This is a genomic window from Mammaliicoccus sp. FSL K6-3158, assembly GCF_038005105.1.
GTDB classification, from domain to species: Bacteria; Bacillota; Bacilli; order Staphylococcales; family Staphylococcaceae; genus Mammaliicoccus; species Mammaliicoccus sciuri.
The window spans coordinates 998,830-1,012,372 of record NZ_JBBOSL010000001.1 but is presented as its reverse complement, the minus strand read 5'-3'; the positions used below and the strand labels follow the sequence as shown (position 1 = coordinate 1,012,372).

Below are 13,543 nucleotides of genomic sequence, written 5' to 3'. Positions count from 1 at the left end.
ATGGTGGAGACTAGCGGGATCGAACCGCTGACCTCCTGCGTGCAAAGCAGGCGCTCTCCCATCTGAGCTAAGCCCCCTAATTGGGAATTAAAATTTAATGGTGGGCCTAAATGGACTCGAACCATCGACCTCACGCTTATCAGGCGTGCGCTCTAACCAGCTGAGCTATAGGCCCATTCTTAAGTTGAATGTTATAAACATTCAAAACTGAATACAATATGTCTCCGTTATTCCATGACCTAATGGTCATTCCGTAATATCCTTAGAAAGGAGGTGATCCAGCCGCACCTTCCGATACGGCTACCTTGTTACGACTTCACCCCAATCATTTGTCCCACCTTCGACGGCTAGCTCCTAAAAGGTTACTCCACCGGCTTCGGGTGTTACAAACTCTCGTGGTGTGACGGGCGGTGTGTACAAGACCCGGGAACGTATTCACCGTAGCATGCTGATCTACGATTACTAGCGATTCCAGCTTCATGTAGTCGAGTTGCAGACTACAATCCGAACTGAGAATAATTTTATGGGATTTGCTTGGCCTCGCGGATTCGCTGCCCTTTGTATTATCCATTGTAGCACGTGTGTAGCCCAAATCATAAGGGGCATGATGATTTGACGTCATCCCCACCTTCCTCCGGTTTGTCACCGGCAGTCAACCTAGAGTGCCCAACTTAATGATGGCAACTAAGCTTAAGGGTTGCGCTCGTTGCGGGACTTAACCCAACATCTCACGACACGAGCTGACGACAACCATGCACCACCTGTCACTTTGTCCCCCGAAGGGGAAGACTCTATCTCTAGAGCGGTCAAAGGATGTCAAGATTTGGTAAGGTTCTTCGCGTTGCTTCGAATTAAACCACATGCTCCACCGCTTGTGCGGGTCCCCGTCAATTCCTTTGAGTTTCAACCTTGCGGTCGTACTCCCCAGGCGGAGTGCTTAATGCGTTAGCTGCAGCACTAAGGGGCGGAAACCCCCTAACACTTAGCACTCATCGTTTACGGCGTGGACTACCAGGGTATCTAATCCTGTTTGATCCCCACGCTTTCGCACATCAGCGTCAGTTACAGACCAGAGAGCCGCCTTCGCCACTGGTGTTCCTCCATATCTCTGCGCATTTCACCGCTACACATGGAATTCCACTCTCCTCTTCTGCACTCAAGTTTCCCAGTTTCCAATGACCCTCCACGGTTGAGCCGTGGGCTTTCACATCAGACTTAAGAAACCGCCTACGCGCGCTTTACGCCCAATAATTCCGGATAACGCTTGCCACCTACGTATTACCGCGGCTGCTGGCACGTAGTTAGCCGTGGCTTTCTGGTTAGGTACCGTCAAGACTTGTTCAGTTACTAACAAATTTGTTCTTCCCTAACAACAGAGTTTTACGATCCGAAGACCTTCATCACTCACGCGGCGTTGCTCCGTCAGGCTTTCGCCCATTGCGGAAGATTCCCTACTGCTGCCTCCCGTAGGAGTCTGGACCGTGTCTCAGTTCCAGTGTGGCCGATCACCCTCTCAGGTCGGCTACGTATCGTCGCCTTGGTAAGCCGTTACCTTACCAACTAGCTAATACGGCGCGGGTCCATCTATAAGTGACAGCCGAAACCGTCTTTCACTATTGAACCATGCGGTTCAAAATATTATCCGGTATTAGCCCCGGTTTCCCGGAGTTATCCCAGTCTTATAGGTAGGTTACCCACGTGTTACTCACCCGTCCGCCGCTAACATCAGAGAAGCAAGCTTCTCATCTGTTCGCTCGACTTGCATGTATTAGGCACGCCGCCAGCGTTCATCCTGAGCCAGGATCAAACTCTCCATAAAAGAAGTAAGCTTGATAAGCTCATTTTTGATTGGTTAAGCCAATCACTCTGAAGTACTTTCAGTACTCAATTATCGGAATTAACGTTGACATATTGTCATTCAGTTTTCAATGTTCATTTTAATCGCTACAAGAAACAATTATACTAGTTATTAAATATCAAGTCAAGGATTATTTTTAAAAAATAATAATTTGTTTTGTTCGGTTTGACTCAGCTTTTCAAGTGATCGTTTCCGTTTCAATTAACTTGCATAATTTATATTACATTGTTATTTAGTTAATTTCAAGCGTTAAATTTACACTTTATTAACCTTTTTAACAATCGTTTTATTTTGCGATGTCTGTCTGTTTTGACGACTTTTATATAGTATCAAGATATATAGTTTACGTCAACGATTTATACAAACAAAATTGTGTATTATTTCGCTTTATTAGGGACTATATATTTTAATAGAAATTATGCTATACTTTATCAGTATTAATAAGTATGGAGGGAATAGATTTGAAGCTATTTCGCAAAAAACCTACTAGTAAAATTAATAGAATTAGATCTTTTGCATTAGGATTAATCTTCTTAGGTATGATTGTTATGTACATAGGTGTATTCTTCTTTTACTATTTTAAGAGCCAAATTGTATTTAGTATTTTCTTAGTTTTAGGAATGTTAGCTCTTGGTCTTTCATTTATAGTTTACTTTTGGATTGGCATGTTAAGTTCTCGAACTATACAAGTGCAATGTCCAAACTGTGATCATTATACAAAGATGTTAGGACGAGCAGATATTTGTGCTAATTGTAACCAACCTCTTACATTAGATAAGAACTTAGAGGGTAAAGCCTTTAATCAAGATTATAATAATAAGCGCAAATCTAAGAAATTAGAAGAGCAGCAAACTGAAGAACATACTGAAGAAAAGAAAAAAAGCTAAAGGCAACAGCCTTTAGCTTTTTGTATTATTTATTCTTGTTTTGACATTCTGGACAAACACCATATATTTCCATTCTGTGGTGCGTTACTGAAAAACTAGTGACATGTTGTGCCAATTGTTCTACTTCATCTAATCGTGGATAATGAAAATCAGATATCTTACCACATTGATCACAGATAATATGATAGTGATTATGTGTTTCAAAATCAAAACGACTTGAAGCGTCACCGTAAGTTAATTCTTTAACAAGCCCAGTTTCTTTAAAAACTTTTAAGTTATTATAAACTGTAGCAACACTCATATTTGGAAATTGTGGTGAAAGTGACTGATAAATTTCATCAGCAGTAGGATGACTATCTGTTTCGATTAAATATTGAAGTATCGATTGACGTTGTGGTGTAATACGAACACCAGTACTTCTTAAAGTACCTATTGCATCGTCTAACATATGTTCAACGTTCTCAATATTTTGTTGCATCCTTACACCCACCTTCTAATTTATAATGATTATTATTTATAATATATCCCTTTTAGTAGCATTTTGTCAAACAATTAATTAGTATCCCGCTTCTGCGTTAACAATGTTTATTAACTTATCTGACGCATCATTTTTAATATGTTTGAGATTTTCAATTAGAATATCTGTACTTCTCTTTAAATTATTAAGATCATTACCTGTAATATGAGCTGTGATAAACACATTATCTAAATCATATAGTAGAGAGTTTTCAGGTAATGGTTCTTCTTCAAATACATCTATAGAAGCATATCTAATATCTTTACTACTCAAAGCTTCATATAAGACACTTTCTGATACGACTGTACCTCTACCTACATTTATAAAATGTGTATCTTCATTCATTTGCTTAAAGTCCTCTTTTTGAAGTAAATGTATCGTTTCTTCTGTTTCAGGTAATACATTCACAATAAAGTCAGCTTTATGATATACATGACGTCTTTCTTCTATAGAATAAACTTCATCAAATCCAGGTACTACATGTCCAGTTGTATTAATGCCAATAACCTTCATATTAAATGCTTTAGCTACTTCAGCAGTTCTTTGAGGAATCTTACCTGTACCTAAAAATAAAATCGTCTTCTCATTTATTGAATCAGGTTTAAGCTTATGATTAAATTCACGTTTCTTTTGAGACTCGTATGAAGTTCTGAATAGTTTAATATCATTTAAAATATATGCAAAAATAAATTCAGCGATTTGAATAGCGTGTACCCCTCTTGCATTAGTTAATTTAATTCCTCTATCTTGTATATAATCTAAAGGTAATTGATTCACGCCTGTTGCAAACCATGCGATAAGTTTTATATTTTTACATTTATCTAAAAATGAAGGATTTACTTCTCCATGATAACTAACCAATATATCTACATCTTCTAAATCTTCATCGCGAGCTTCATTCGGATGCTTATAAAATATAAAATCTACATTAGGAAATGTTTCTTTTAATCTCTCTTCCTGTTCTTTTAGCCTCATTAAAGTAACGACTTTCATTTATATCATTCCTTTATAAAGTTTTTTAAGTCTTCAATTTGAGTTTTAACTTTCACTTTGTCTATTTTATGTATGACAGTACCTTCTTCATCTAAAACAAAAGTCGTTCTAACGATACCCATTGATTCTTTACCAAATGATTTCTTCAATTGATATACGCCTACTTCTTCAGAAAGCTTATAATCTTCATCTACTAGTAAATCAAAATTCAAATTATGTTTATTAGAGAAATTAGCATGTTTCTTTTCACTATCTCCACTAATACCATAAACTTTCGTATTTAACTCATTAAAATCTTCTAAGTTGTCTCTAAAATCACATGCTTCTGTCGTACATGTCGGTGTATTATCTCTAGGGTAAAAATAAACAACGACTTTAGATCCTTTTAAGTCCTCATTACTAATTAATTCACCATTTTGATTCTTTAAGTTGAAATCCGGAAATTTTTCACCAATTTGTATCATATTTTACACTCCTTATAAACGATAGATGTTTAATTTTATGATACGATATAAATGAAAATAATTAAATTAAAAGAGGTTGATAATATGGAATTTACAAAAAGTGAGTACTTACAAACACTTTCAAATGAATATATTCTTGGTGGTGTCAATTCACCATCTCGTTCATATAAAGCTGTAGGTGGTGGCGCACCTGTAGTTATGCAAAAAGGTAAAGGTGCGTATTTTTACGATGTTGATGGCAATAAATATATTGACTATCTTCAAGCATATGGACCAATCATAGCTGGACATGCACATCCACATATTACGGAAGCCATTAAAGCTGCAGCTGAAGATGGTGTATTATTCGGTACACCTACTGAATATGAAATTACATTTGCTAAAAAACTACGTAACGCTATTCCATCGTTAGAAAAAATTAGATTTGTAAACTCTGGTACTGAAGCTGTTATGACAACAATTAGAGTTGCACGTGCATATACTAAGCGAGATAAAATCATTAAATTCGCAGGATGTTATCACGGACATTCTGACTTAGTGCTTGTTGCTGCAGGAAGTGGCCCATCTCAACTTGGCACACCTGATTCTGCTGGTGTACCAAAAAGTGTGGCGCAAGAAGTTATTACAGTTCCATTTAATGATATAGATTCATTTAAAGAAGCTATGGAACATTGGGGAGATCAAGTTGCTGGTGTATTAGTAGAACCAATCGTCGGAAACTTTGGTATGGTGGAACCTAAAGAAGGCTTTTTAGAAGCAGTAAATGAAGTAACGCATCAATACGGTGGTTTAGTCATTTATGATGAAGTCATTACAGCATTTAGATTCCATTATGGTGCTGCACAAGATTTATTAGGTGTTTATCCTGACTTAACAGCGTTTGGTAAAGTTATTGGAGGCGGCTTACCAATCGGTGCATACGGCGGACGCCAAGAAATCATGGAACATGTTGCACCACTTGGTCCAGCATACCAAGCAGGTACAATGGCTGGTAACCCACTTTCTATGAGGGCTGGTATTGCATTATTAGAAATATTAGAACAACCTGGTGTTTACGATAAATTAGATCAATTAGGTCAACAATTAGAAGAAGGTTTATTAGAATTAATTAAAAAACATAACGTTAAAGCAACTGTTAATAGAATCAAGGGTGCTTTAACACTTTACTTTACAGACGAAAAAGTTGAAAATTATGTTCAAGCGGAAAATACTGACGGTGAACAGTTCGCAAAATTCTTTAAGTTAATGTTAAATCAAGGTATTAATTTAGCACCTTCTAAATATGAAGCATGGTTCTTAACGACTGAACATACTGAAGAAGACATAAATCAAACATTAAATGCAGTTGATTACGCTTTCTCTCAATTATAAACTTGAAAAGTTAGCCAAAACGTTGTATAACCAATATATACTAGGCTTGTGATATTTGTTACAACCCTGTTTTAAAAACAAAAAGGAATGGTTTTATGAAATTTGGGGCAAGAATATTTAAAACTGGTATCGCGATTGTCCTAGCAATATTTATAGCTAATTTACTGCCAGGACCAGCAATGATAACATCAATAGCTGGTGTTGCTGCAATGGTCGCCATGCAACCAAGTGTCTATCGTTCGTTCAAAACGATTGTAGAACAATTTCAAGGTAATGTTATTGGTGCGATTACAGCTGTTGCCATATTCTCTATATTTGGGAACAATGTTGTATTTATCGGTTTAACAGCGATTATCATTATTTCAATACTTTACAAATTTAATCTACAACATGTTTCTAACTTAGCAGTTGTTACAGCTTTAATCATACTTGGACATCACGAAGGAGATTTCTATATCTCTGCATTCTATCGTTTCGTCTTAGTTATGATTGGTGTATTAAGTGCTTTCCTTGTTAACTTTACGTTTCTACCACCGAAATTCGAAACTAAAATGTATTATAACTCACTCAATATTTCTACTGACATCTTTAAATGGTTTAGATTAGTGTTAAATGGTACAACTGAATTTCACTATGTAAAGCAAGATTTAGAAACAATTAGAACACGTATCGTAAAGCTTGAGCAATTTTATTTATATTATAAAGAAGAAAGAGCCTACACAAAGAAACAAGCTTTTAGCCAAATGCGTAAGAAGATTCTTTTCAAAGAGATTATTGCATCAACACGAAGAGCATACGAAGTTTTAAGAAAAATGAATCGTTACGAAAACGATATTCATAACTTAAATGATGATCTCAAAGTACAAATGAAGTTTGAACTGGATGAACTGATGGCGCAGCATGAACAAATATTAGTAAGAATATCACAAAAAGCTAAACACGAAATTGATCAAGTTCCAGATTATTTAGTAGAACCATATAAAGAAGATTTAATGGAAATATTCATTAAAGATATTATGGACAATCCTGATCAAGAAGATTACTATATTGAGAATGTCATGCAAGTTATTTCAGCTATGTTAGATTATAAAGCGACTATTTTACATTTAGACAAATTATCTTCTAGTTATTTCAAATTTCATCCAGAAGATAGCGACATTCAAATTGAAGATGAAGATTTTGATTTATAAAAATAGACCTGAACAGTTATCTGTTCAGGTCTATTTTTACTGCTCTTTATATATAGAATTTTTATATTGTTTAACATTCATGACATTTCCATTAGCACTTCTATATAATAAATGGTTTTCATTAATTTGATTTGGACTTTTCACACCTACTGCTGCAGCTAAATTAAATAATCCTTCATGTAAGCTCACAATATAATTTGAAACCCTGTATTCTTTTTCAGATACAACTAAGGCTGATTCTTTTTTTGGATCTGTAGTAGCTACACCTACCGGACAATTGTTTGTATGACATTGTTGAGCCATAATACAACCAACATTAATCATTAAACTTCTTGCTACATTAACGAGATCCGCGCCTAATGCTAAAGCAATCGCTATTTGATCTGGTGTGATGAGTTTTCCAGATGCAAAAACTTTCACTTTATCTCTTATTTTAAATTTTTTAAGTTCTACATCTAATATTGGCAATGCTGAAAATAATGGCAAACCAACAGTATCGACAAGCTCTTGATAAGTCGCTCCTGTTCCACCTTCTCCACCATCAACTGTAATAAAATCAGGAATAATGTTTGATGAAACCATTTCATGAATTAATTTCTTTAAATCATTTATATTTCCGACAACTAATTTAATACCAACTGGTTTATCAGATAGTTCTCTCAACCTCTGGACAAATTGTAACAACTCTTTATTATTATGAAGAAATTCAAATCTATTGGGTGAGTTAACTGTTTCAAAAGGCGTTACATTTCTAATTTCAGCAATTTCTTCTGTTACTTTTGCCCCTTCAATATGTCCACCTCTCGTTTTTGCCCCTTGTGCTAACTTTAATTCAAATGCTTTAACTTGATTCATGTTGGCTTTTTCAATAAATTCTGTTTCATCGAAGTTCCCTTCTTTATCGCGAACACCAAATAAACTTGGTCCTATTTGAAAGATGATATCACAACCTCCACTTAAATGATGATCGCTTAATCCTCCTTCTCCTGTATTCATCCATGAACCGCTTCTGCCCAATCCTTTTGACAATGCAGTAATCGCATTTTTACCGAGTGCCCCATAACTCATACCTGATTGTCCAATCAATCTATTAACGATAAACGGATGTTTTAAGTCATCACCAATAATAATTTGATTGTCTGATGTTAATTTATATGGATCAACATCTTTTTGTTTTTGTTCTTCTTTACGATCAAAAAGCCCTTCATTAGAAATTTCATAAATAAAAGTAGACATTTGTTCATCTTGGTTAATTTCTAATTCATCATGGTCTACTGGAAACATAGTATTTTGTAAATAGAATCCTGGCTCTTCAAATTTTCTCAACGATCCAAAACTTTCGATTCTATTTTTATATTTACCTGGCATGACGATATTTAAATACTGTTTTCTTGAAAATGGTTTTCCAGCATTATCATTTAGTATTAAATACTGCCTAAGTTCTGGTCCTATACTCTCTAAAAAATACCTTACTCTACCAAGAACCGGGTAATTTCTTAAAACACTATGATGCTTTTGTCTTTTATCTATCACATACAAAGAAATACAAGCAATAATACCACCAATAATGATGGCAAAGAAGAAAATATTCACAATCAATTGTAGTATGCTTAAAAAAGTCATAAAAATTCCCCCTCAGTCTATCTCTATTAAATTAATAATAGCATAGAATGAGGGGGTGATGTAATTTTACCCGAATGATTGAATATTATATAAGTTGTAATAACTGCCTTGTGCTGCCATTAATTCTTTATGAGAACCAACTTCTTCAATTTGTCCATTTTGAATGACAACTATTTTATCTGCATGTGTAATCGTTGATAATCGATGCGCAACTATTAAAGTCGTTCTTTCAGTACTTAATATTTCAAGTGCATCTTGAATGATTTTTTCACTTTCTAAATCAAGTGCACTCGTCGCTTCATCAAGTACTAATACAGGAGGGTTATTCAAGAATATTCTTGCAATAGAAACTCTTTGTTTTTGTCCACCTGATAATTTCACACCACGTTCGCCGACCTCTGTATCATAACCATTTGGTAGCGACATTATAAAGTCATGTGCATTCGCTTTTTTACTTGCCTCTATAACTTCTTCGTCAGATGCATCTGGTTTACCTAATAAGATATTTTCTTTTATTGAATCAGAGAATAAAATATTATCTTGTTCTACCATACCTACTTGATTTCTAAGACTTTCAGTTGTGAAATCTTTAACGTTATGATTATCAATACTAATGCTACCTTTCGTCACATCATAGAATCTAGGCAGTAAACTAATAAGTGTTGATTTACCGCCACCACTCATACCTACAAATGCGACCGTTTCACCTTTATTAATATCTAAGTTAATATGTTTAAGTACTTCATCTTCATAATTATTATATTTAAATGATACGTCATCAAATGTAATGTGCCCTTCTTTAATGACAATGTCTTGTGCGTCATCTTCATTTTTGACATCATATTTTTCATCAAACAAATGAAATACTCTGTCCATTGACGCGATACTTTGCGTTAAAGTTGTAGATGATGAAACCAATCTTCTTAAAGGTCCATATAACTGTTCAAGATATGCTACAAATGCTGCTAATGTCCCAACAGTTAAATTCCCTTGAATAACAAGAAAACCACCGATACCTACTACTAATAATGGACCTATATCTGTAACTGTATTAATAACTGCAAATGATTTAGCATTCCATTTCGTATGATCAGTTGCTTTAGTTAAGAAGTTTTGGTTTCTTTTATCAAATCGTTTTTCTTCATTTTTTTCAATAGCAAAACTTTTGATAACAGACATCCCTGAAACGCGTTCATGAAGAAATCCTTGAAGTTCTGCTAAACTTTGCGATCTTCTTCTCGTCAAACTTCGTAATTTTCCGAAGAAGTAATAAATGCTAAATATAAATACTGGGAAAATCGCAATTGCCGTAAATGTTAATTTAATATCTAAAACAAACATAATACTTAATGCGATGACGATAGTTACTAAATCTAACCAAACATTCATAAGTCCTGTAAGGATAAAGTCTTTAGTTTGTTCAACGTCATTAATTACGCGTGATATAACTTCTCCTGCTTTATTATTAGCATAAAATCTTGAGCTTAATGCTTGTAAATGTGTGTATAATTTTTTACGTATATCATACAGAATTTTATTAGATGTCCATTGTGCTAAATATTGTCTGAAGTATTCTATAGGTGGTCTTAGTACAACAAATATGAATCCCATAATTAACATTGCATATGTTAATTTTTCTGTTTTTTGTCCAATTGATAGTGCGCCATTATTAATTACATCATCAATTACATATTTAATCAGTAATGGAAGTAATAACGGGATACCAAATTTTAAAATTCCAATGATAATCGTACCTACAATATGCCATTTGTATGGTTTTACGAATTGTAAATACCTTTTAATCATTACCGTTCCCCCAATCTTAGTCCAAACGAAACAGCCTAGCTTTAGCTAGGCTGTGATATTTTCATTCTCAAGAATTACGTCTATCAATTGAATGAAATCTTTCTTGCCAAACTTTAATAAAGTCTGGCGCAAATGGTCCTTTCTTGCGTTCAATCCATTGTTGTAGAATATCAACATTTCTTCTAAGTATTACATCAATGTCTTTAGGATAATTCATTTGCTTCATATGTTGTTTATATTCGTCTTCATCCAACAAATGATATTTGCCGCTTGGATAAACTTTAATGTCTAAATCATAATCGATATATTTAATCGCTTCCTCATCACAAACAAATGGTGATGATAAATTACAATAATAATAAACACCGTCTTCGCGGAACATACAAATGACGTTAAACCAATATTCTGAATGGAAATAAACAATCGCTGGTTCCCTTGTCACCCAAGTTCTACCATCACTTTCTGTTACGAGTGTACGATTATTTCCACCGATAATAACATGACTCGTACCTTTAAGAATTGTTGTTTCAGACCACACACGATGTATATTACCATCATGTTTATAACTTTGTATTTTAATTACTTGGCCTTCTTTTGGTATGGATTCTTTGACCATGTTCCACACCACCTTTTAAATATTTACCAAGTTATTATATCATATTTAAATAAATAAGCTAAAATTATGTTTCTTATCCTCTATCCGTTGAGTTGATTAAAAATTTTACTCATAGATGTTGAAAATGATAACTGGTCTTTTTCTTCTTTTTTAATCCATTTATATGGGTAATCAAATTCACTTTTTTGAGTATGGGCACGGTATACATTCATATTCCATGTCATATGTGTAAAAACATGCTTAGTTGTAAATTCAGACGTTTGATCAATATCAATGACTGCATCTAATGTTTCTTCAATGCTGTGTATACTTTCATCAGCCTCAAACATTGGAAATTCCCACATGCCATTCAATAATTTCGTATCTCTTTGGCGTACTAATATCTCTCCAGAACGATTCGTGATATATAATACGTTAAAGTCAATTGTCTTTTTCTTTATTTTTTTCTTTTTAACTGGTAATTCCTCTACTACACCATTAGCAAATGCATAACAATGTTTTTGAACAGGACACATAATACATAAAGTCTTTTTAGGTGTACAAATGGTTGCGCCCAATTCCATCATTGCTTGATTAAAATCTCCAGAATGTTCTTCTACAAATGGCTGTAATTCATCTTCGTATAATTTTTTAGTCTTCGGCGCAGCTATATCACTGTCATTACCAGTCAATCTACTCCACACTCTTAACACATTACCATCAACTGCTGGAATCGGATGATTATGGACGATACTCATAACTGCTGCATTTGTATATGGGCCAACGCCTTTTAATTTTTTAAAATCATCTGGGTTATCTGGAACTACTCCGTGATAACTATGGTGAACTTCTTTAACCGCTTCTTGAAAATTTCTAACCCTAGAATAATAACCTAAACCTTCCCAATATTTAAGTACATCTTCTTCGTTTGCTTCACTTAAACTTTCTATAGTTGGAAAACGCTCAATAAAAGCTTTGTAATATGGTCGAACAGTATTAACCTGTGTTTGTTGTAACATTACTTCACTTAACCAAATATAATATGGATTTGATGTTTCTCTCCATGGCATTTGTCGTTTATTTTTATGAAACCAATTAAGCAAATCGTCTTTAAATTGTTTCGTTTCTATCATTTATGACACTACTTTCTTGTGAATTGCTTTCAGATTACTATGCATATGCTATATAATATATATCATATAGATTAAAGTAAAGTGGTGATTTTTATGGATACTGGTACACACGTTGTTATGGGTGTTGCGTTAACTGGTCTTGCGACATTAGATCCACATGTTACACCTACATTTGCTGCAGTGGCAACTGGTATAATGGTTGGATCACAAATACCTGATATCGATACAGTATTAAAATTAAAAAATAATGCGATATATGTTAAAAATCATAGAGGTATCACACATTCTATACCTTTTACACTATTATGGCCATTAATATTAACGTTTCTAATATTTGTTATCTTTCCAGGAGTAGATGTCTTGCATATTTGGTTATGGACGCAATTCGCCGTATTCTTTCATGTTTTTGTAGATATTTTTAATTCATATGGTACTCAGGCGCTTAGACCGATATCTAATAAATGGATTCAGTTAAGTATTATTAATACGTTCGACCCCATTATCTTTGTAGCACACTTAATTGCAATACTGTTCTGGACACTTGGTGTAAATGCTGGCATTGCCTTTGGTACATTGTACTTCTTGTTAATATTCTATTATATTGTTCGATTTATATTACAAAAAGCGATAAAAGACCAAGCTTTAAAACAAATACAACAAGAAGATAATCCTGTTAAAATATTTGTTGCACCTACAATACGATTTATGGAATGGCGTATTGCCATTCAAACTGAAACGCATGATTATGTTGGCCGAAGTTATGGTCGAAACGTAGCATTTAATGATGTATTCAAAAGACAAGCATTCCCGAATGACCATATAATGGCTTATGCTAAATATGATGAGAATTTAAGATCTTTCTTAAGTTTCAGTTCTATTTATCGATGGGAAGTTACAAGAATAGATAAACAAACAACAGAACTAAGATTTATTGATTTAAGATATTTGAAGAATGGTCATTACCCATTTGTAGCTATTTTGCATTTAGACGATGATATGAAAGTGACAAACTCATATATTGGTTGGGTATTTACAGAAGAGAAATTAATGAAAAAGCTTGAAGCTTAGAAATACAATTAAGGCTGAGACGAATTAAATCATCTCAG

At 34.1% G+C, this 13,543-nt stretch carries 11 protein-coding genes, 2 tRNA genes and 1 rRNA gene; 4 read left to right on the top strand and 10 right to left on the bottom strand.

Going from position 1 to position 13,543, the window contains the following annotated elements:
* Position 1 precedes the first annotated feature (1 nt).
* The 3 genes from MHH94_RS04990 to MHH94_RS04980 all read right to left on the bottom strand — a co-directional run bounded on the left by MHH94_RS04990 (position 2) and on the right by MHH94_RS04980 (position 1,819).
* Positions 2-77: transfer RNA gene (locus MHH94_RS04990), tRNA-Ala, on the bottom strand.
* Positions 78-98: 21 nt separating this feature from the next.
* Positions 99-175, bottom strand: a tRNA-Ile gene (locus MHH94_RS04985).
* A 91-nt stretch (positions 176-266) separates the two neighbouring features.
* Positions 267-1,819: ribosomal RNA gene (locus tag MHH94_RS04980) — 16S ribosomal RNA — on the bottom strand.
* A 485-nt stretch (positions 1,820-2,304) separates the two neighbouring features.
* Between MHH94_RS04980 and MHH94_RS04975 the strand changes: the two genes are divergently transcribed.
* Complete coding sequence (locus tag MHH94_RS04975; protein WP_037590543.1) at positions 2,305-2,745, top strand: YgzB family protein; 441 nt, start codon at positions 2,305-2,307, stop codon at positions 2,743-2,745.
* 25 nt (positions 2,746-2,770) lie between these two features.
* Here the strand turns inward: MHH94_RS04975 and perR are convergent, their stop codons facing one another.
* The 3 genes from perR to bcp all read right to left on the bottom strand — a co-directional run bounded on the left by perR (position 2,771) and on the right by bcp (position 4,719).
* Positions 2,771-3,223: a peroxide-responsive transcriptional repressor PerR gene (gene perR / locus MHH94_RS04970; protein WP_025907200.1), complete on the bottom strand. Its 453-nt coding sequence runs from the start codon at positions 3,221-3,223 to the stop codon at positions 2,771-2,773.
* Between the two features lie 78 nt (positions 3,224-3,301).
* Complete coding sequence (locus MHH94_RS04965; protein ID WP_048540696.1) at positions 3,302-4,255, bottom strand: phosphoglycerate dehydrogenase; 954 nt, start codon at positions 4,253-4,255, stop codon at positions 3,302-3,304.
* 5 nt (positions 4,256-4,260) lie between these two features.
* The gene (bcp, locus tag MHH94_RS04960) at positions 4,261-4,719 is read right to left on the bottom strand and encodes a thioredoxin-dependent thiol peroxidase (protein ID WP_049320370.1); all 459 of its coding nucleotides are present in this window, start codon (positions 4,717-4,719) and stop codon (positions 4,261-4,263) included.
* Between the two features lie 84 nt (positions 4,720-4,803).
* Between bcp and MHH94_RS04955 the strand changes: the two genes are divergently transcribed.
* Together MHH94_RS04955 and MHH94_RS04950 are read left to right on the top strand one after the other, a co-directional pair.
* Positions 4,804-6,090 (top strand): glutamate-1-semialdehyde 2,1-aminomutase, encoded by a 1,287-nt coding sequence (locus tag MHH94_RS04955; protein WP_048540694.1) that lies wholly within the window; start codon positions 4,804-4,806, stop codon positions 6,088-6,090.
* Positions 6,091-6,185: 95 nt separating this feature from the next.
* Positions 6,186-7,280 (top strand): FUSC family protein, encoded by a 1,095-nt coding sequence (locus MHH94_RS04950; protein WP_048540693.1) that lies wholly within the window; start codon positions 6,186-6,188, stop codon positions 7,278-7,280.
* A 36-nt stretch (positions 7,281-7,316) separates the two neighbouring features.
* Here MHH94_RS04950 and MHH94_RS04945 read toward each other — a convergent pair whose 3' ends face one another.
* From MHH94_RS04945 to mutY, 4 genes are all read right to left on the bottom strand, one after another.
* Positions 7,317-8,903, bottom strand: coding sequence for an FMN-binding glutamate synthase family protein (locus MHH94_RS04945; protein WP_340839972.1), 1,587 nt, complete (start codon positions 8,901-8,903; stop codon positions 7,317-7,319).
* A 66-nt stretch (positions 8,904-8,969) separates the two neighbouring features.
* Entirely contained in the window at positions 8,970-10,709 is a 1,740-nt protein-coding gene (locus MHH94_RS04940; protein WP_078354783.1) for an ABC transporter ATP-binding protein, read from the bottom strand.
* A gap of 67 nt (positions 10,710-10,776) precedes the next feature.
* Complete coding sequence (ntdP, locus tag MHH94_RS04935) at positions 10,777-11,325, bottom strand: nucleoside tri-diphosphate phosphatase (RefSeq protein ID WP_025907189.1); 549 nt, start codon at positions 11,323-11,325, stop codon at positions 10,777-10,779.
* Between the two features lie 80 nt (positions 11,326-11,405).
* A complete protein-coding gene (mutY, locus tag MHH94_RS04930) occupies positions 11,406-12,437 on the bottom strand; it encodes an A/G-specific adenine glycosylase (protein WP_119650380.1) in 1,032 nt (343 codons plus the stop codon).
* A 93-nt stretch (positions 12,438-12,530) separates the two neighbouring features.
* Here mutY and MHH94_RS04925 point away from each other — a divergent pair, with 93 nt between their 5' ends.
* A complete protein-coding gene (locus MHH94_RS04925) occupies positions 12,531-13,505 on the top strand; it encodes a metal-dependent hydrolase (RefSeq protein WP_048540690.1) in 975 nt (324 codons plus the stop codon).
* Positions 13,506-13,543 lie beyond the last annotated feature (38 nt).